This window comes from Cloacibacillus sp. An23 (assembly GCF_002159945.1).
Lineage (GTDB): Bacteria > Synergistota > Synergistia > Synergistales > Synergistaceae > Caccocola.
This window is the reverse complement of sequence record NZ_NFJQ01000001.1, coordinates 80,552-99,655: the sequence shown is the minus strand read 5'-3', so window position 1 is coordinate 99,655 and position 19,104 is coordinate 80,552. Positions and strand designations below refer to the sequence as shown.

Genomic DNA, 19,104 nt, shown 5'->3' with positions numbered 1-19,104 from the left:
CCTATACCCACTCGCAGCCGAGCTTGTTGAAGCCGATTTCCGCGGTGGAGGCGATGATGGACTGGAGCTCGACGTACATCGATCCGTCCGGGCGCAGGCTTTCCTCCGCACCGCCGGAGAGAAGGGCTATCTGCTCGGGGTATCCGATGACCTTGTCCATCGCGGGAACTTCGATCATCTCGTTGACGTTTCCGGTCGAGATGAAGGCGTCGAGTTCCGGCGTGGCGTCGGCAAGGCTCTGGCTCGCGCCGTCGGTCCCGGCCGATTCGTCGGAGACGAGGACGGCCTTGATGCCGGCTCTCTCGAAGTTCTTCGCGTTGAGGCAGAGGTCGGTGTCGGGGTTGCCGTAGCCTTCCTCGGAGACGATGACGCCGTCGGCGCCGAGCTGCTGCGCTATCGAGAGGTTGAGCTGGGAGGCGCGGAGCTTACCGGCGAGGATCGTGCTTTCCTGGGTCGGAACCATGCCGAGGAAGTTGATCTCTTTGCCGTGGCGCGCATAGAGCGCCTGGACTATCGGGTTGTGGCAGTGGTGCCAGGTCGTGTTCTTGTCGCATCCGGAAACGCAGTTTCCGGAGACCATTGCGCCGTCGAGCACTTCGTTCGGGTGAATGAGCGTCGGAAGCGAGGGACGGAGGTCCGCCGCGTAGAGGTAGGTGTCGTGGAGAAGTCCCTGTGTGATGTTCATGCAGACGTAGATGATCTTCGGAAGGTCGGGGTACTTCTGGCTCTCTTCGAAGGTGTCGCCCTTCTCGAAGACGGTGACTTCATCGGCGGTCGCGCCCTGCTCGTCAGCGCACTTCGCGAGGTAGACGGCGAGCTTGAGTCCCGCTTCGCGGAGCGAGGTCTCGTAGAGGTGCTTCTCAAGGTCGTCGACGGGGACTACCGAGAGGACTATGTTGTAGGTCTCGGAGAACGGCGTGTACGGAGCTCCCGGGCCGCTCATGTCGATGAAGCCTTCCTGGAAGGCGACGATCGGGCCGCAGGTGATGACGGCGGCGCCGTCAAGGACGAGCGTCTGTCCCTCGCCGGCCTTGCCCATCGGGGCCATGAAGCCGGGGAAGTAGTTGCCCTTTCCTCTCTTGACGCGGGGCTCGACGGCATCCTTTACCGGGATGATCCTCGTCTTGTCTCCGGGGCAGGCGAAGTCTATGCTGACCTCTTTGAAGTTTCTGTCCTCGGCGATGAGGGCTTCCGCTTCGGCCTTGTTCACATAGAGAACGCCGTTTTCCACATGTGTTGTTTCTGCAAAGGCTAGTCCCTTGATATGGACCTTATGCAATTCCAAGCGCATGCTGCATTCCTCCTTGTTAGATATAAATGAACGGTACTTTGATGCGGGAAATCGAGCGGGACGAACCCACTTGTTTTCTTATTCACATTCTACCCCTTGGAGGCCTCAAAATACATTATTCCTAAGAACATAAATATAATGTATAATAGTCGTTGAAATATGCTCTTGAATAAAATCCCGGGAGTGTTTTCCATGTTCAAAAAGATGGCGCAAAGGATAGCTGAAAGCACGAGCGAAGTCATAGGACGAGGGGTTCTCGTCACGGACGAGAACGGCATCGTCATCGGCTGCAACGTGCGCAAGAGGGTCGGGACCTTTCACGAGCCTTCCATAAAGGTGATGCAGGAGAACAAACCAAGCGTCACCGACCGCGAGGAGGCGAAGAAGATGCCTGGCGTCTATCCCGGCTATACTCTGCCAATACAGTTTTTCGGCAAGGTCATCGGCTCCGTTTCCATCTCAGGCATTCCCGAAGAGGTCGAGCGTTTCGGCCTGCTCGTACAGAAGCAGGCTGAGATAATGCTGCGCGAGCAGGCGTTCCTCGAGTCGAACCTGATACGCGAGCGCGCGCTGCGCGACCTTGTTGAGAACGTCGCGTCCTACGACGGCTCGCAGGGCATGAGCGAGCTCATCAACATGCAAGGCAAGGAGCTCGGCGTCACGCTGTCGCGCTGCAAGAGCGTCGTCATAGCTGAGATGAAGTCGTGGAAGGACGAGTCCAGCGAGAACGCCTATCAGGTGATGGTGCGCGAGCTGCGCTCTGCCTTTTCACATCCGCGCAACGTAATATGCCCGCAGAGGAACAGGCGCGTCACGGTCTTCGTCACTCCGCACAGGCCGGGGACGAACGACGACGTCACATTGAACATAGAAAACACTGCGAAGAGCCTTGTCGAGAACCTAGAGGCGAAGGGGATAACGGTGGACGTCGCCATCGGCTTTCCCGCGAACGACATGAACGGCCTCGCCATTTCGCTGCGCTCTGCGCGCGACGCGATGCGCCTCGGCGGGCTGCTGAAGATGAACGGCGTCATATCGGCGCGCAATCTGACGAGCGAGGCGCTGCTCGACATGCTCCCCGTCGGGAAGCGCGAGGAGTTCGCGCACCGCACGCTCGCGGGGCTCGAGGGGCGCAGCGACTATGAGGAGATGCGCGACACCTTCCTCGGCTGGTGCGAGTCGCCGTTCGCCAGCGGCGAGGTCGCCGAGCGCCTTTCGATGCACCGCAACAGCCTTCAGTACAGGCTCAAGAAGATACGCGCGCTTACCGGCAAGGATCCGTGGAACTTCAAGGACGCCTTCGAGCTCTGGGCCGCCTTCGTGCTGAAGAACATAAGCGAGGAGAATCAGGGCTGAATTTCAGGCGGCGCGGCGCGCCGCTACATATTCACGTAAACAGCGGGCCGTTGCGCCGCGTCGCGGGACGCGGCGTTTTTTGTGCGCGCGGCGGAATTTTTCGGAAAATCCCGGTACGACGAAAAAGTCTGGCGCGTCATCGGGACGGGGCGAAGCGCCGCGCACGCCGTCGCGTCCTTGCGGCCCCCGCGCGTTTGGAAAGCCGCGCATGTGTTCCGGCGAGTCCGCGCCGCCGCGCGGCTCCGGCCGGCGTCCGGCGCTCCGCCTCGCTCCGGGGACTGCGGCGCTGCGTTCGGACTTTTCCCCCGCGCGCGCGAGAGACGCCCCGGCGCGCGGCTCCGTCTCCGGCTGTGCGCCCCGGCACGCGTTTGACCTGCAAATGCGCTGTGTATATAATTACCAAATGTATGAATGAAATTCTTCGTACGAAGGAGAGATATAGATGCCGTATGATTTTGCCGCCATAGAGCCTAAATGGCAGAAAGAATGGGCGGACGCTAAAATCTTCGAGGTCGAGGCCGATCCGTCGAAGGAGAAGTTCTACTGCCTCGAGATGTTCCCCTATCCGAGCGGCGCGCTCCACATGGGGCACCTGCGCAATTACACGATAGGCGACCTTATGGCGCGCTTCCTGCGCATGAACGGGAAGAACGTACTTTATCCGATGGGCTTCGACTCTTTCGGTATGCCCGCCGAGAACGCGGCGATAAAGCACAAGACCGCGCCGTCGGACTGGACTTGGAGCAACATAGAGCACATGACGCAGCAGCTCAAGCACGCGGGCTACAGCTACGACTGGAGACGCCGCGTCGAGACCTGCAGCGAGAGATACTACCGCTGGAACCAGTGGCTTTTCCTCCAGTTCTATAAAAAAGGACTCGTCTACCGCAAGCACGCGCCGGTCAACTGGTGCGAGAAATGCCAGACGGTGCTCGCCAACGAGCAGGTCGTCGGAGACGGCGTCTGCTGGAGGTGCGGCACGCCTGTCACGAAGCGCGGACTCGACCAGTGGTTTATCCGCATAACGGAGTACGCGCAGGAGCTTGTGGACTGCCTCGACGAACTCACGGGCTGGCCCGAGCGCGTCGTCACGATGCAGCGCAACTGGATAGGCCGCTCCGAAGGCGTGCATTTCGAGATGGATATAGCGGACACGGAGCTTAAGCTCGAAGCCTTCACGACGCGCATCGACACCATATTCGGCGTCACATTCGTCGCGATGGCGGCGGAGCATCCCTACGTCGAAGAATTCGCGAAGCGCATAGGCGGCAAAAAGGCCGAGGAGATGCTCGACTTCGCGAAACGCATGTCGAACCGCAGCGCGATAGAGCGCACCGCGGTCGGCACCGACAAGCAGGGCATGGACACGGGATTCTTCGCGATCAACCCGGTCAACGGCGAGAAGGTCCCCATCTGGATCGCCGACTACATCCTCACCGACTACGGCACGGGGGCCATCATGGGCGTCCCCGCGCACGACCAGCGCGACTTCGACTTCGCGCGCAAATACAACATTCCGGTCATCACGGTCGTCCGCCCCGCGGACGGGGAAGCGCCAGACGGCGCGACGATGCCCGCGGCCGTCGCCGCCGACGGCGTGGCCTGCAACTCGGGCTTCCTCGACGGGCTTCCGACGCCTGAGGCCATCAAGAAGGCCGCCGACTGGTTCGAGGAGCACGGCAAGGGCAAGCGCGAGATACAGTTCCGTCTCCGCGACTGGCTCATTTCGCGCCAGCGCTACTGGGGCACGCCGATACCGATGGTCTACTGCGACCACTGCGGCATAGTCCCCGTGCCCGAGGACCAGCTTCCCGTCAAACTGCCGCTCGACATCGAGATGCCCGAGAACGGCGGAAACCCGCTCGCGCTGCGTCCAGACTGGTACGAGACGACCTGCCCCGTCTGCGGGCGTCCCGCGAAGCGCGAGACGGACACTATGGACACCTTCTTCTGCTCGTCGTGGTATTTCGACCGCTACACCTCGCCGTGGTGCGACGACAAGCCCTTCGACCCCGAGGCGGCTAAATACTGGATGCCGGTCGATCAGTACATCGGCGGCATCGAGCACGCCTGCCTGCACCTCATCTATGCGAGGTTCTTCACGAAGGTGCTCTCCGACCTCGGACTGCTGCCGAAGGATGTGCGCGAGCCGTTCAAGCGCCTTCTGACGCAGGGAATGGTCATCAAGGACGGGGCCAAGATGTCCAAATCTCTCGGCAACGTCGTTGACCCGGACGAAATAATCAAGAAATACGGCGCGGACACCGCGCGCCTCTTCATCCTCTTCGCCGCTCCGCCCGAGAAGGACCTCGACTGGTCCGAGCGCGGCGTCGAAGGCGCGAACAGGTTCCTCGGCCGCGTCTGGCGTCTCGTCGAGGGCAGCCTCGACCAGCTCAAAGCCGCCTCGCCGGAGCGCGTCCCGATGAAGGATATAACGCTCAAGGAAGAGCGCGACATGAAGCGCGTCATACACAGCACGCTCGACCGCGTCACGAAGGACATCCGCGACGAGCGCCAGTTCAACACCGCCGTCGCGCGCCTCATGGAGCTCGCTAACGCGCTCATAGCCTACGCCCCAGCCGACGAGAAGGGCTGGCGCGTGAAGCGCGAGGGCGTTGAGACGCTGCTCTGCTGCCTCTCGCCGTTCGCGCCGCACATCACGGAAGAGCTCTGGCACATGCTCGGCAACGAGGACTTCCTCTCCGTCCACCCGTGGTTCAAGGTTGAGGAAGAGGCTCTCGTTGAGGACAGCGCCACGATAGTCCTTCAGATAAACGGCAAGGTGCGCGAACAGTTCACCGTGCCGGCGGGCCTCTCGAAAGAAGAGCTCCTCGCCGAGGTAATGGGCCGCGAAGAGACCAAAAAGCGCATAGAGGGCAAGGAAATAGTCAAGACGATAGCCGTCCCTGGCAAACTCGTCAACATAGTGGTGAAGGGCTGATGCCGCAGCTCCTCCTGATAGCCGCGTCGGGCACGGCTCAGAGACGGCTGCTGGAGGAGACGTGCGCGGAGCTCGAAAAAAAAGGATACACGGCCGCCGGCAGGCAGGAGGGAGGGGAGTGGAACTCCCTTCTCTCCGACAACATGACCGGCGGCCTTTTTGATGAAAAACGCTTCGTAGTCGTGGAATCGGCCTTCTCGATGGGGCAGTTCCCTGAGAAGCTCGCCTCGGTCGTGGAGCCGTCGTCCGACGTTGTGCTTCTGCTCGTATACGAAAGCGACGCGAAGTCCCAGCCTTCCAAATTCATCCCGAAAGACGTCCTCGCGAAATGCCGCGTGATGAAGCCCGCGGAATTCCCGCGCTGGCCCAGAGAGCGGCAGGCGTGGGTCACGCGCCTCGCGAACGAGCTAGGCGCGCCGCTGACGGCGCAGGGAGCGGCGATGATAGTAGAACTCTTGGACGACCCGGAAGAGATACGCGCCCAGCTCAAAAGCCTTAAATTCCTGAAAAAAAACGGCACGATAGACGCGGCGGACGTGAGGCAGATGTGCCTCGACGACGGCAGCCGCAACCTGCTGCGGCTGCTCGACGGCCTGTGCACAGGCGACGCCGCCGGCGTCGTGGCAAGCCTGCGCGCGATGTCCTCGTCCGCAGACCTCATCCCGTCCATAACGCCGATACACAACAGGATGCGCCTCGCATGGTACGCTAGCCTCGGCAACGACGGCGCTGCGATAGGACGCGCGCTCGGCGCGAAAGACTACGCATGGCGCATGGCGCAGCAGGCGGCGCGGCGTTACGGCCGCACCGCGCTGACGGAATTCGTCTGCGCCCTGCTGAGAATCAGCATAGAAGAAAGAAGCGGCCGCGGCGCGGGCTGGAACGGCCTTGAAACAGCGGTGATAACGCTGCTTGCGTCCGCGCGCCGCTGACGGCGCGTATCTTACCCTACAAACTGCGAAAAATATAAAAATCAATAACGGAGGTGTACGATGTGACGAAAAGTCTCAAGCAATACGTAGTGGACGCCTTCACTGACGAGGTATTTTCAGGAAATCCGGCGGCGGTCTGCGTAATGGACGAATGGCTGACGGAAAAGACGATGCTCGATATAACGCGAGAGAACAACCTATCGGAGACGGCCTTCGCCGTAAAAGAGGGCGAGGGCTACCGTCTTAGGTGGTTTACCCCCGGAGGCGAGATAGACCTGTGCGGACATGCGACGCTGGCATGCGCCTGCGTAATTATGAATTTCATAGAAAAGGACGCTTCCGAAGCGGCCTTCGACACGCTGAGCGGCAGGCTGACCGTAACGAGGCGCGGCGGGCTTTACGAAATGGACTTCCCGGCCTACAGCCTGCGGCCGATCCCTGTAATGGAAGAAATTTCCGGCGCGCTCGGAGCCGTTCCGAGCGAAGCGTACATGGGGCGCGACATGCTCTGCGTATTCGACGACGAGGAAATAGTGCGCGCTCTCGCGCCCGACATGGAAAAGCTGAAAAAACTCGACGGCCTTCTGACGCAGGTCACGGCGCGCGGACGTGAAACCGACTGCGTCTCGCGCAGCTTCGCGCCGAAATGCGGCGTCGCCGAAGACCCGGTATGCGGCTCCGGCCACTGCCACATAGTCCCCTACTGGGCGGAAAAGCTCTGCAAAGACGAAATCACCGCATATCAGGCGTCGCCTCGCGGCGGCACGCTCTACTGCCGCATGGAGGGCGCGCGCGTAAAGCTGGCGGGCAAGGCGGCGCTGTACAGCGAGGCGGAAATTTATCCGTTCTAGCGGGCGCTCCGCCGGACAGACAAGCGGACGCGGCATCCAGCATGAACGCCGCGTCCGCTTTTTTTGCGCCGCTTTTAAGCTATATATTCATAGGCGATGTTGCCGCGTTCGTATTCGTAGTTTTCGAGCTTGACTTCTTTGAAGCCGAACTTCTCGTAGATGTGGAGCGCGGGCTTCAGCTTGTCGTTCGACAGGAGAAAAATTCGCTTTGCCCCGTAAGCCAGCGCGTAGTTCCTGCAGCTCTCGAAAACTGCGCTTCCGGCCCCAGTCCCCGTGCACTGGCCAGCGGCGCCCATCTTGCACATCTCCCACTCGCCGTTCCCCGTCGGACGCACCATGCAGACGGCGAGCACCTTATCGCCCTCGACCGCGAGGTATATCATCGCGCCGCCCGCGAGTATCTCGTTGAGGTGGCCGAAGGTCTCCGTGTCCTCTTTCTCGACCTTGCCGAAAAGCTTGACGATCCACTCGGTGTTCAGGTCGTTGAACGTCTGCTTGTATTTTTCCTGATACGAGTCGTTATTGTGTCTCCGATCATCGCAGGCAAAGCGGCGTAAAGTGTGGTATTTTCGCACGCTTTATATGGCGCACCGGCGGCCTGCGGCAAGCAAAAAAATAACCCGGCTTTGAAAGCCGGGATTTTGTTCGGTGGTGGGCCCATCAGGAATCGAACCTGAAACCATCCGGTTATGAGCCGGGAGCTCTAACCAATTGAGCTATGGGCCCGCATTATTTGTCGCTCTGTTAAAAAATCTCAATTGCAGAGACCGGGCAACTGTCGGCGGCTTCCTTTACCGCCGCTGTGACCTCCTGCGAAATCACGAGACTTTTACCTTCGAGCTCGTCCAGCTTGAAGCTTTGCGGACAAAGTTCGGCGCACACGCCACATCCGATGCAGTCATCCAAGTTAACCTTGATGCTCATGGCGAGAGTCACCTCCCTTTCACAAGGAAGAATTCTACGACATTCTTCGCGATACGTCAAATACTTTTTTGCGATTTTGCCAAAAAAATCTCGGGACGCTATGCTTCCGGCGTGACCGTCAGCCTCTGCTCGCCGTCCGCGTCGTGGCGCAGCGTCAGCAGAGAGCGGTATTGGGGAACGGACTTTTCTTTCGGTTCGTCATATGCGATGAATACGCCGATCCCGGCGACGTCGGCTTCGAACTGTTTCGCCATCAGCAGCATTCCTGAGGCCGTGCTTCCGCCGCGCATGAAGTCGTCTATTATCAGCACGCGGCAGCCGCGCTTCATCTGGCGCGTGCCGATATACATCGTCTTGACGTCGCCGCTGGCCGTCGGATAATGTACGCCTACCGCCGCTCCGTCGCTCGGGCGGTTGCGGAAGCGGCAGACCGCCAGCGGCACGCCGAGAGCGTAGGCCGCGAACATCGCTATAGGTATGCCCTTGACCTCAGAGGTCATCACGACGTCGGGCTCAGTCTCCGTGAAGAGCGATGCCATGCAGTAGCCGAGCTGTATCGCCGACTCCGGGTTGAATATCAGGTCGCTGTAGTAGATCAGCCCGCCCGGAAGATTCCTCTCCGGGTCGGCTAGCATGCGTGCTACCTCAGACAGGTACGACCTGCGGTATTCCGGTGTGCATACGGGGATGAAGCGCGCTCCGCCGCTGCGTCCGCGGTCTACTGTCATGCGCCCGAGGCCGTCGGCCTCCATCGCGGAGCTTATGACCTCAACGTCGTCGCTTATGACGGTTTTTGATACGTTGAATTTATTCGCCAGGTCCGTCAGCGAGACGAGCTTCGACGGACACATCATAAATTTTGCGGCAAGCCTGACAAGCCGTTCTGTTCTCTGCCCTCTCATCGTAATCACTCCACAATATATGTTTTAAGCGCCCAATCAGTGGCGCCGAAGGCCCGAGCCGCAGCCTCGGCCTCTTGGGCGCCGGCGTAGAGGCCGAAGAAGGCGCTCCCGCTGCCGCAGAGCCCCCATCCGCGCGCTCCCGAAGCTTCGGCTATCCTTTCCGCCTCTCCGTATTCGGCGTGTTCCGCCGCCGACACTTCGTAGAAGTCGTTCGGCAGAAGTCCCGCCGTTCCGCCGCGCGCCAGAGCGTCTATACGCGCCATGTCTTCGCCGGGTTCCGGCTCAGTCCTATCCGCTCGCCTTTCGCGGACGGCGTCGAGCTTCGCGTAGGCATCCCCGGTGCCGGAACTCCATTTGGGGAATACCAGGAGCCAGCGGAAATCGAAGGGCGGCGCGAAGTGCGTCATCTTTTCGCCTATGCCGCGCGCCTCCGCCATGACGCTGCCGGATGCGAGGAAGGCCACGTCGGCTCCGAGCTTCGCGGTCTCTTCCGCGCTTAGCGGCGCGCCGCGCGAGGCGAGCCATTTTATCAGCGCGGCTGCGTTGCCGCTGCCCGCGCCGATGCCGCTGCCGGCTGGGAAAAACTTTTCCAGCGTCATATCGAGCGGGGGCGCGTCCCAGCGTTTTCTGACCGCGGCGAGAGCTTTTGTTACGAGATTTTCACCCTCTATTTTCATTCCCGTGATGTTCAGGGAATCTCCTATAATTTCATCGTATTTTTGTTGAATTGTCAACCTCTCTATTCCTTTTTTCTGCCAGAATAGAGAGTAAATCTCATGATAACCGTCAGTGCGCTTCGAGAATACTCTGAGAATGAGATTTATTTTTATTGGGCAGCGTATCGTCTCCGCCATGCGCGCCTCCGCCTTTCGTAAGGATATATTAAAAAGCCCCGGCTCTTGAGCCGGGGCCTTGTTTGGGGCAAAGAAGCTCAGAAAAGGTTTTCTCCGCTGGGTTCGAGCTGCAGCTCCACCTCTTTGGTGAGCAGATCGATGTAACTGAAGGATACTGTGCTTTGCTGAGACTCTATGAATACCGTGAACAGGCTCGGATAGGTCTCCTGTATCACGCCGGAGCGCGCTTCTATCTTTCGCCTTCCGTTCGCCGCACGGTACGAGACTCTTGACCCTTTGTGGAGAGTTATTTTCTCGCGTATTGATTCTATCGTATTTGGCATACTATACACCTCCACAATGACCTTCGGTGATTGTACATCAAAATGTATGAATGTGCAACCTTTTTATGAACCAGAGGTCGTTTTGTGGTATGCTGCTCAACTTGTTATTTTTTCATCAGTATCCGCTTGTCTCCGACCCTTCTTGTAACTCCCTTGCTGTCGAAATATTCGAGCAGCGGCAGCGCGTATTTTCTGCTGCTTCCTGTAGCGTCGCGGACTGCGGCGAGCGTTATGTCGCCGTCTATTTCCGAGAGTTTTTTCATGAAATCTTCTTCTATTTCAGGGAAGAGCAGGAAGCCTCCGGTGACGAGCGCCAGCGATTTTCTTTCGCGCAGATAGGATATTATGCGTTTCATCTGCTCCGCCGAATATCCGAGGGACTGCTGCGCCTCCTCGAGGGTCGGCATCGAGTAGCCTTTTTTGACGGCGAAATCACGGAGTGCCGAGACCTCGGAGGAGAATAGTTCCTCGTCGAAGGGCTCGAAGTCCGGCAGCGCGGCTCTGTCGTCCTCGAAGCGTATCGCCTCGCGCTTGGCGAGCAGGGCGAGCAGTTCGCGCGCGAATTTAGCGTCGCCGGATGAGATCGCTTTCGCGCATTCGTCTGACGGCATTCCTTTGCGCTCCGGGTGTTCCTTGTGGAATTTTTCGAGCGCGGCGCGCAGGGTCTCGGTGATTTCCGCGAGCTTCGCGCCCGAGATGAGAGTCGTGTCCGAGCCGCGCGCTATGCCTATCTCTCCTTTCGCCTCGCAGGACGATATCGCGCGCATCATCTCTGTTACGGTTATTTCGTTCATGCGCGCCGCGTCGGCCGCCGGTATTATCTCTTTGTAATCTATTAGCGCCAGTACGCGGTCCTTGAGCGGCGGCTCCGCGGCGAGGGTGTCGAGGAATTTTATCAGCGCCTCTTTTTCGCGGCGGCTCTTCGGGCGTTCGCCGGCGGGCATAATTATCCTGCCGCCGGCCACGGTCACGAGCGGGCTGTATGTGCGCAGGATGAAGCAGCTTTTCATCGACGTGACGACCGGTTCCTCCGTTATGAGCTGCGCCGCGGCGGTCTCGCCGGGGCGTATGGCGTCCTTGTCGAGCAGAGATATGCGTGCGAGCGTGTCCGCCGTGCCGACGTGCAGGCGGAGCCTCTGCCAGTGCTTGATCGGCTCCGCGTCCTTGAGAAGCTCTATGCGCGCGTCGAGGCATTGCGACGGAGTGAAGCAGTCCTTCGCCGCCACGACGTCGCCGCGGCGTACCTCTTCGAGCGAAATTCCGGCGAGGTTCGCGGCTGTGCGCTGTCCCGCCGTTGCGGTCTCTACCGGGGTTCCGTGTACCTGGAGAGAGCGTATTTTTGAGACGTGTCCTTCGGGCAGTATCTCAACCTCGTCTCCCTCGTGGACTTCGCCGTTTATCGTAGTTCCAGTGACGACGGTGCCGAAGCCCGAGATGTGGAAGGCGCGGTCCACTGGGAGGAAGAAGGCCCCCTTGCGGCTCTTTCTCTCAGAGCTTTCGGTCATCTTCTGGAGCTCGGCTTTCAGCTCCTCGATGCCCGCGCCAGTCACGGCGGATACTGGGACTATGGGCTTGTCCCCGAGGAAAGTCCCGGCGAGCAGAGTGCGCGCGTCGTCTATCGCCATTTCGAGCATCTCTTCGTCAACGAGGTCTATTTTGTTTATGACGGTAAGGCCCGCCTTGATGCCGAGCAGCGAGAGTATGGCGAGGTGTTCGCGCGTCTGCGGCATGACGCCGTCGTCCGCCGCTATGACGAGCATGACCGCGTCTATGCCCGCCGCGCCGGCGACCATCTGGCGGATGAATTTCTCGTGTCCCGGTACGTCGATTATGCTGACCGTCTTTCCCGATGGCAGCGTGAAGGGGGCGAAGCCGAGCTCGATCGTCATGCCGCGCTTCTTTTCCTCTGAGAGGCGGTCGCAGTCCACGCCGGTCAGACGCTTTACTAAAGTTGTTTTTCCGTGGTCGATGTGTCCCGCCGTTCCTATTACGAACGGGTATTCGGAGAAAGCCATTTATATTTTCCTTTCGGGCGCGGGCGGAAGTATCTCCGCTAACGCCTCAATTATCCATTTTTCGTCGCCCTGGCGCAGCGTGCGCGTGTGGAAGAGCACTCTGTCGTCCCCGGCTCCCGTTATCACGGGGCGCGTGCAGAGGCGCAGGCGCTCGGCGAGTTTGCCCGCGCTGCCCATTTCAGGCAGCCGCAGCGACACGGCCCATCCGCGGAGCACCGCCTGCGGGAAGGAGCCTCCGCCCACCGCGTCTTCGACGGGGACTGTCTCTATATATACGCGCTGTATCTGCGTGTTTTTGAAGAACGCCCTGAGCCGGCGCGCGAAGCGCTGCGCCGAAGCGCGGAGCTCGTCTTCTGTCTTGAATATCATCTCTATCGTCGGGATGCGGTCGTAGGCTCCGCGCAGGTAGAGGCGCAGCGTGGCTTCGAAGGCCGAGAGCGTCATTTTGTCTACGCGCAGCGCGCGCAGCAGCTGGTTTTTCTTGAGCTTGGCTATAAGTTCTTTCTTTCCGACGATTCCGCCTATCTGCGGGCCGCCCAGCAGCTTGTCGCCGGAGAAGGTGACTATGTCGCAGCCGGCTTTGAGCGACTGCGCGACTGTCGGGTCGTTTTCGCTCGAAAGGCCCGCGCGCGAGAGGTCGATGAGCATTCCGCTGCCGAGGTCCTCCATGAATATCAGCCCGCGTTCGTGCGCGAGCTCCGCGAGCTCTTCGCGCGGAACGGCGGAGTGGAAGCCCGTGACGCGGTAGTTTGACGGATGTATCTTGAGCAGCATGGCGCATTCCTCGGTTATCGCGGCTTCGTAGTCGCGCAGATGGGTGCGGTTCGTCGTGCCGACCTCGACCATTCTGGTGCCGGAGAGCGCCATTATGTCCGGAATGCGGAAAGAGCCGCCGATTTCCACAAGTTCGCCGCGCGACACTATCGATTCTTTGTCTTTGGCGAGTGCGGAGAGAGCGAGCACGACGGCCGCGGCGTTGTTGTTGACGGCGAGCGCGGCCTCGGCGCCCGTGAGGCGGCAGAGCAGCCACTCAACGTGGTCGTTGCGCTGTCCGCGCGCGCCCTCGTCGAGCGAATACTCGAGGGTGTTGTAGGCGCCGGCGACCTCGTTGACCGCCTCGACCGCCTCCTTCGCTAGCAGCGAGCGCCCGAGGTTCGTATGTATCACGACTCCGGTCGCGTTGACGACCTTGCGCAGGCTGTGCCGCGCGCGGCGCGCGAGCAGCCGCTTCGCGTCGGCGGCGACCGTGTTCGCGTCGAAGGCCGTGTCGCGGTCCTTGATTATCTTGGCCCGCTGCGCCGCAAGCAGCCCGGAAAGAAGGGCTTTCACCGTCTCGCGCCCGAGCCGCTCCTCGTACTCCGCGATCCACGGCAGAGAGAGCAGCTTGTCCATCGATGGTATGTTTCTCATTATTTTCTGTATTTCTGCGTCCAAGGGAACTCCTCCCTTTATTTTATGTTCTTTACGTATTGTATATGAAAATGTTAAAAATGCGGACGATGCGGCGGAATTTCGTGCGGGCGCAGCCGCAGGCGGCTGGGTCCGCGTTTTGCCGCGCTACACCAGCTCTTCCCAGATAAGGTTCGCGACGCGCATTCCGCTCTTCGTGAGGCGGATTCCGCGTCCGTCGGATTCGTAGAGATTTTTCGGGAAACCGTTCATTATATGTTCGATACGCGAAAGCGCCGCTTCGCCGAAACGCCGCGCGAAGTCCGCGCGCTTTATGCCCTCCGCCGTGCGCAGCGCGAGGACCGCGGCCTCGCGTCCGCGAGCCTCGGTGTCGAGGGTCTCGCTCTCGCGCACGGGCGGAAGGCCCTCTTCGAGCGCATCCGCGTATTCGCGCAGCGTCCCGAAATTTTTCGTCCACGCGCCGTCTATGTAGCTCGCCGCGCCGGGGCCGAGGCCGAGATATTCGCCCTCGCGCCAGTAGTTGAGGTTGTGGCGGCTCTCCTTGCCCGCGCGTGCGAAATTCGCGACCTCGTACTGTTCGTAGCCGTGCTTCGGGAGATACCACTGCGCCCAGCGGTACTGAGCGTAGCCGTCGGGCAGAGTCTCGCGCGGAAGATTTTCCCACGGCGTCCCCTCTTCGAGCGAGAGCTGATAGAGCGAGATGTGTGAAAGGCCTATGCGCACCGCCTCGCGCAGAGTGCGCGCCCAGTTTTCGAGCGTCTGGTGCGGCAGGCCGAAGATGAAGTCGGCGCTGACGGAAAAGCCCGCCGCGAGCGCCGCGGAGAGCGCGTCGCGCGCCTGCGCCGGGCCGTGCAGGCGACCCATCATTTCAAGCTCCGCGCCGTCGAAGCTCTGCACGCCGACGCTGACGCGCGTCACACGCCATTCGCGCCAGGCGAGCAGATGTTCGGCGCGCAGCGAGTTCGGGTTCGCCTCGACCGTCACTTCGGCGCCGGGCGCGAAATCGAAGGATTTTTCGAGAGTTTCTATGAGTTCGTCCCATATCAACGGCGGCAGCGCGGTCGGAGTGCCTCCGCCTACGTAGCAGGTATCGAGCGAAAGTTTTCCGAGCTCGGCGCTTCGCAGTTCTATCTCGCGGCGAAGCGCCGAGAGCCATAGCCCGAAGTCCCCCTCGCGCGGCGGCGCGCTCTCGAAGGCGCAGTAATTGCACTTGCGCGCGCAGAAAGGCACGTGGACGTAGAGCGAACGGCACGAAGCTCGGCCCGCCGCGCCGCTTCCGCGCGCGTCAGAAAAAAAGCCGCCGTCATTTCGCGCGGCGGCTTTCTGCGTGTTTTTATCCGTTTGACTAAATTTATTTGTCATCGGATTTCGTAACGTCCATGAAGGCGAGGAAAGCCTCCTGCGGTATCGAGACGCGACCGACCTGCTTCATGCGCTTCTTGCCTTCTTTCTGCTTTTCGAGCAGCTTGCGCTTCCGCGTCACGTCGCCGCCGTAGCACTTCGCGAGGACGTCCTTGCGCACGGCCTTGATGTTCATGCGCACGATGACCTTCTTTCCGACCGCGGCCTGCACCGGCACTTCGAAGAGCTGGCGCGGTATCAGCTCTTTGAGCTTGCCGACGACGGCATGTCCTCTGTGGTAGGCCTGGTCGGCGTGGCAGATGAAGGAGAAGGCGTCCACAGGTTCTTCCTGAAGTAAAACGTCTACCTTGACGAGGTTCGCGGCGCGGAAGCCTATGTGTTCGTAGTCGAGCGAGGCGTAGCCGCGCGTGCAGGATTTCAGCCTGTCGTGGAAATCGAGGATGAACTCCGCGAGCGGCATGTCGTAGGTGAGGCGCACACGCTCAGGCGTGATGTAGTCCATGCCGGCGTAAGTCCCGCGCTTCTCCTGGCAGAGCTGCATAGCCGCGCCGACGAACTGCTCGGGCATGAATATCGAAAGCTTTATGTAAGGCTCGCGGATCTCCTCGATGCGCGCCTGGTCGGGGAAGTCCGAGGGGCGGTGCGCCTCTATCACGTCGCCGTTGGTCAGCACTATCTGGTATACGACGTTCGGCGCGGTCGCGACGAGGTCTACGCCGAACTCGCGGTTAAGCCGTTCCTTAGCAATCTCCATGTGCAGCAGGCCGAGGAAGCCGCAGCGGAAGCCGAAGCCCAAGGCCGCCGAGTTCTCCGGCTCGAAACTTATCGCAGAGTCGTTTATCTGTAATTTTTCGAGGGCCTCGCGGAGCTGGTTTATGTCCTCGCGCTCGACGGGGTAGAAGCCGCAGAATACGACGGGCTTGACCTTCTTGTAGCCTGCGAGCGGCTCTGCCGCCGGCTTAGCGTCGTCGGTTATCGTGTCGCCGACGTGCGCCTCGTCTATCGTCTTTATGCTGGCGCAGATGAAGCCGACCTCGCCCGGGCCGAGCCGCTCGACCTTCACCATGTCCGGTTTGAATACGCCGACCTCGTCGAGCTGATAGCTCTGTCCCGTCGCCATGAAGCGCACCGTCTTGCCGGCCTCGAGCGTACCGTTGACGACGCGGACGTAGCAGATGACGCCCTTGTAATTGTCGTATACGGAGTCGAAAATCAACGCCTGGAGAGGCGCGCCGGCGTCGCCCGACGGAGCCGGGATGTCGCGCACGATTCGCTCGAGCAGCTCCGGCACGCCTTCGCCTGTCTTTGCGGAGATCATCACGGCGTCGTCGGCGTTGATGCCGATTATGTCCTCAAGCTCCTTCTTGACCTGCTCCGGGTGCGCCGAGGGCAGGTCTATCTTGTTGAGCACCGGCACGAGCTCGAGGTCGAGGTCGGCCGCGAGATAGCTGTTCGCGACCGTCTGCGCCTCGACGCCCTGCGAGGCGTCCACGACGAGCACCGCGCCCTCGCACGCCGCGAGCGAGCGCGAGACCTCGTAGGAAAAGTCCACGTGTCCCGGCGTGTCGATAAGGTTCAGCACGTACTCGCGTCCGTCGCCGGCCTTGTAGTTCATGCGCACGGGAACGGATTTTATCGTTATGCCGCGTTCGCGCTCGAGGTCGAGCATGTCGAGCAGCTGTGCCTTCATGTTGCGCTTTTCGATCGTCCCCGTCGCTTCGAGCAGACGGTCGGCGAGCGTAGACTTTCCGTGGTCCACGTGGGCGATTATGCTGAAATTGCGTATATTCTCCAGTTTCATAAAAATCCTTCACTCCCTGCAAATCCACAGTGTATTTTATCCGATAAGGCGAGCTTGCGGCAATGATAAATTTCGCGCGCCTCATGCTAAAATAAAAAGAGCGCGCCTCGCGGCGGCGAAAAAATTTCTCTCGAAGGCGTTGGACGAATGGCGGAAAAAGGACGCTTCATACACAACACTGACATTGGACAGAACTTTCTCATAGACGAATCGGTCGTCGCCTACACGGTAAAGCGCGCCGCGCCGGCGGCGGACGACGTTATTCTCGAAATCGGCCCGGGCGGCGGCATACTGACGCGCGGCCTGCTCTCGGCGAAGCCGCGCGCTCTCTACGCCGTCGAGGTGGACGAGCGGCTTCGCGGCGGGCTCGAGCGCATCGCCGCGGACGACGGGCGGCTTCGGCTCTTCTGGGGCGACGCGGTGCGCTTCGACTACCGCGCTGAACTTCCCGAAGTCCCGACGAAGATAGTCGCGAACCTCCCGTATCACATAACGACGCCGATTTTGTGGACTTTTCTTGAAAACCTCATCCCCGCCGGCGTGAGCTACATGCTGCTGATGGTGCAGCTAGAGTCCGCGGAGCGCATCGCCTCCCCGGCGCGCAGCCGCGCGCGCTCGCCGCTCGGCGTGACGGTCGAAGCGATGGGAGGCGCGGAAATTCTGCGCAAAGTCCCGCCGCAGGCCTTCCGTCCGCAGCCGCGCGTGAACTCCGCGCTCATTGAGATAAGGATAGAAAAGAACCGCGAGCTCGCGAACGACCGCACGTGGCGCGCGCTGCTCGCGCGCTCATTCGCGCAGCGGCGCAAGACTCTCGTCAACAACTGGACGGCTGGCTACGCCGGGATAGACCGCGAACGCGCGCTCGAAATCCTGGAGCGGCGCGGCCTTTCCGCGACGGCGCGCGCCGAGGAGCTGACGCTTGAAAAATGGTTCGAGCTCGTGCAGGAGCCGGACTTCGCGATAAAAGACAAAGGAGGCCTCCGCAATGTGGTGGAACCTTAACGAAGTGATCGTCGCGCGGAACGACGGGCTGCCGCTCGACTGGGCGGCACTGTCGCCCTCGGGCCGCGTCCTCGTCGAAATAGGCTTCGGCAACGGCGAGTTCCTCGAATTCCTCGGACGTTCCAACCCCGACAAACTCGTCGTCGGCGTCGAAGTGTCCCAGTGGTGCGCCGCGAAGGGCGCGCGCCGCGTGCTCGCCGCGGGGCTGACGAACGTGCGCATAATGCACGGCGACGCGCGCTTCCTGCTGCGTTATTGCTTCGCGCCTGAGAGCGTGGAGAAGGTCTACATGAACTTCCCATGCCCGTGGCCCAAGGCGCGCCACGCGCAGCGCCGCGTCACTGTGCCGGCCTTCGCGGGGCTCATAAATTATCTGCTCGAACCGGGCGGGAGCTTCGAGCTCGCGACCGACGTAGACTGGTACGCGGACGAGACGGCGGAGGTCTTCGCATCGTGCGCTTCATTCCGCGCCGAGCCCGTCGTGAAAAACCCGGAACGCCCCTACGTCACTAAATACGAAAGAAAATGGAAGGCCATGGACAAAGACACGTGGCTGCTCGTGATACGCAAAGAAGGCCGGCTCGAGGAGAAGCCGGAGACAGAGGAGGAATGGCCTATGGAGTGCGAGGCGAATACTAAAAAAAGCGTGAAGGAAGTGCTCGGCGCTCTACGCGGAGCCGAAGGCGCGGGCGTCGGCGGCAAAGGCCACTGGGTGTTCCGCGAGGCGTTCCTCTCGGAAGAGGGCGTCGGCCTGCTGCTCGTGATAACCGCCGACGAGGGCTTCGAACAGCACTTCTATCTGAAAGTCCTGCCGCACCACAGCGGCGTCACGATAAAGGTCGACTCCGTGGGGCACCCGTACCGCACGCCCGCGATGCGCGCCGCGCTGCTCAAAGCGCTCGCCGAGGCGCAGAACTGACGCGCGCGAAAAAAGAAAAATCCGCAGGAAAGCGCCGTTCTCCCGAAATCCGGGGAGCGGCGCTCTCTTTTCACATCCGCGCGCATCGTCCGCCGTCCACGCGGCGTTAACGTCACGGCGCAAGGTGAGCGGCGCGCAGGCGCGTCCAGCCGGAAGAGCCGAAGCACAGCGCCGCCGTCGCGCGGCTGCGGAAACTGCGGCGAGAGCGCCAAACCGCCGGG

Annotated in this window: 16 protein-coding genes and 1 tRNA gene; 6 read left to right on the top strand and 11 right to left on the bottom strand. The window is 60.9% G+C overall.

The features are described from left to right. Position 1 precedes the first annotated feature (1 nt). Complete coding sequence (locus B5F39_RS00520) at positions 2 to 1,291, bottom strand: glycine/sarcosine/betaine reductase component B subunit (RefSeq protein ID WP_087362886.1); 1,290 nt, start codon at positions 1,289 to 1,291, stop codon at positions 2 to 4. A gap of 192 nt (positions 1,292 to 1,483) precedes the next feature. Between B5F39_RS00520 and B5F39_RS00515 the strand changes: the two genes are divergently transcribed. The 4 genes from B5F39_RS00515 (at position 1,484) to B5F39_RS00490 (ending at position 7,371) form a co-directional block, all read left to right on the top strand. After that, positions 1,484 to 2,647 carry a sugar diacid recognition domain-containing protein gene (locus B5F39_RS00515; protein ID WP_158095877.1) on the top strand — a complete coding sequence of 388 codons (1,164 nt, stop codon included), beginning with the start codon at positions 1,484 to 1,486 and terminating at the stop codon, positions 2,645 to 2,647. A 442-nt stretch (positions 2,648 to 3,089) separates the two neighbouring features. Further along, positions 3,090 to 5,588 (top strand): leucine--tRNA ligase, encoded by a 2,499-nt coding sequence (gene leuS, locus B5F39_RS00500; RefSeq protein WP_087362882.1) that lies wholly within the window; start codon positions 3,090 to 3,092, stop codon positions 5,586 to 5,588. Continuing rightward, positions 5,588 to 6,520: a DNA polymerase III subunit delta gene (gene holA / locus B5F39_RS00495; protein WP_087362881.1), complete on the top strand. Its 933-nt coding sequence runs from the start codon at positions 5,588 to 5,590 to the stop codon at positions 6,518 to 6,520. Before leuS ends, holA begins: the two co-directional genes overlap by 1 nt. Positions 6,521 to 6,582: 62 nt before the next feature. Further along, a complete protein-coding gene (locus tag B5F39_RS00490) occupies positions 6,583 to 7,371 on the top strand; it encodes a PhzF family phenazine biosynthesis protein (protein WP_087362880.1) in 789 nt (262 codons plus the stop codon). A gap of 74 nt (positions 7,372 to 7,445) precedes the next feature. Here B5F39_RS00490 and B5F39_RS00485 read toward each other — a convergent pair whose 3' ends face one another. The 10 genes from B5F39_RS00485 to lepA all read right to left on the bottom strand — a co-directional run bounded on the left by B5F39_RS00485 (position 7,446) and on the right by lepA (position 16,962). After that, the gene (locus B5F39_RS00485) at positions 7,446 to 7,946 is read right to left on the bottom strand and encodes a GNAT family N-acetyltransferase (RefSeq protein WP_087362879.1); all 501 of its coding nucleotides are present in this window, start codon (positions 7,944 to 7,946) and stop codon (positions 7,446 to 7,448) included. Positions 7,947 to 8,020: 74 nt separating this feature from the next. Then, positions 8,021 to 8,097, bottom strand: a tRNA-Ile gene (locus B5F39_RS00480). Between the two features lie 18 nt (positions 8,098 to 8,115). Next, positions 8,116 to 8,295, bottom strand: a complete 180-nt coding sequence (locus B5F39_RS00475; RefSeq protein ID WP_087362878.1) for a ferredoxin — start codon at positions 8,293 to 8,295, stop codon at positions 8,116 to 8,118. A gap of 98 nt (positions 8,296 to 8,393) precedes the next feature. Then, positions 8,394 to 9,197 (bottom strand): phosphoribosyltransferase family protein, encoded by an 804-nt coding sequence (locus tag B5F39_RS00470; RefSeq protein ID WP_087362877.1) that lies wholly within the window; start codon positions 9,195 to 9,197, stop codon positions 8,394 to 8,396. Between the two features lie 5 nt (positions 9,198 to 9,202). Continuing rightward, the gene (locus B5F39_RS00465) at positions 9,203 to 9,874 is read right to left on the bottom strand and encodes a 4-diphosphocytidyl-2C-methyl-D-erythritol kinase (protein ID WP_143330602.1); all 672 of its coding nucleotides are present in this window, start codon (positions 9,872 to 9,874) and stop codon (positions 9,203 to 9,205) included. A gap of 254 nt (positions 9,875 to 10,128) precedes the next feature. Beyond that, on the bottom strand, positions 10,129 to 10,374 hold the full coding sequence (locus tag B5F39_RS00460; protein WP_087362875.1) for a Veg family protein: 246 nt from the start codon (positions 10,372 to 10,374) through the stop codon (positions 10,129 to 10,131). A gap of 104 nt (positions 10,375 to 10,478) precedes the next feature. After that, on the bottom strand, positions 10,479 to 12,389 hold the full coding sequence (gene selB, locus B5F39_RS00455) for a selenocysteine-specific translation elongation factor (RefSeq protein ID WP_087362874.1): 1,911 nt from the start codon (positions 12,387 to 12,389) through the stop codon (positions 10,479 to 10,481). Beyond that, positions 12,390 to 13,799 (bottom strand): L-seryl-tRNA(Sec) selenium transferase, encoded by a 1,410-nt coding sequence (gene selA, locus B5F39_RS00450; protein ID WP_239390991.1) that lies wholly within the window; start codon positions 13,797 to 13,799, stop codon positions 12,390 to 12,392. A gap of 147 nt (positions 13,800 to 13,946) precedes the next feature. Continuing rightward, positions 13,947 to 15,161: a radical SAM family heme chaperone HemW gene (hemW, locus tag B5F39_RS00445; RefSeq protein WP_087362872.1), complete on the bottom strand. Its 1,215-nt coding sequence runs from the start codon at positions 15,159 to 15,161 to the stop codon at positions 13,947 to 13,949. Continuing rightward, positions 15,151 to 16,962 carry a translation elongation factor 4 gene (gene lepA, locus B5F39_RS00440; RefSeq protein WP_087362871.1) on the bottom strand — a complete coding sequence of 604 codons (1,812 nt, stop codon included), beginning with the start codon at positions 16,960 to 16,962 and terminating at the stop codon, positions 15,151 to 15,153. Before lepA ends, hemW begins: the two co-directional genes overlap by 11 nt. Positions 16,963 to 17,109: 147 nt before the next feature. Between lepA and rsmA the strand changes: the two genes are divergently transcribed. Next, entirely contained in the window at positions 17,110 to 17,964 is an 855-nt protein-coding gene (gene rsmA / locus B5F39_RS00435) for a 16S rRNA (adenine(1518)-N(6)/adenine(1519)-N(6))-dimethyltransferase RsmA (RefSeq protein ID WP_087362870.1), read from the top strand. Continuing rightward, entirely contained in the window at positions 17,948 to 18,883 is a 936-nt protein-coding gene (trmB, locus tag B5F39_RS00430) for a tRNA (guanosine(46)-N7)-methyltransferase TrmB (protein WP_087362869.1), read from the top strand. The genes rsmA and trmB overlap by 17 nt, the downstream gene beginning before the upstream one ends. The last annotated feature ends 221 nt before the right edge of the window (positions 18,884 to 19,104 follow it).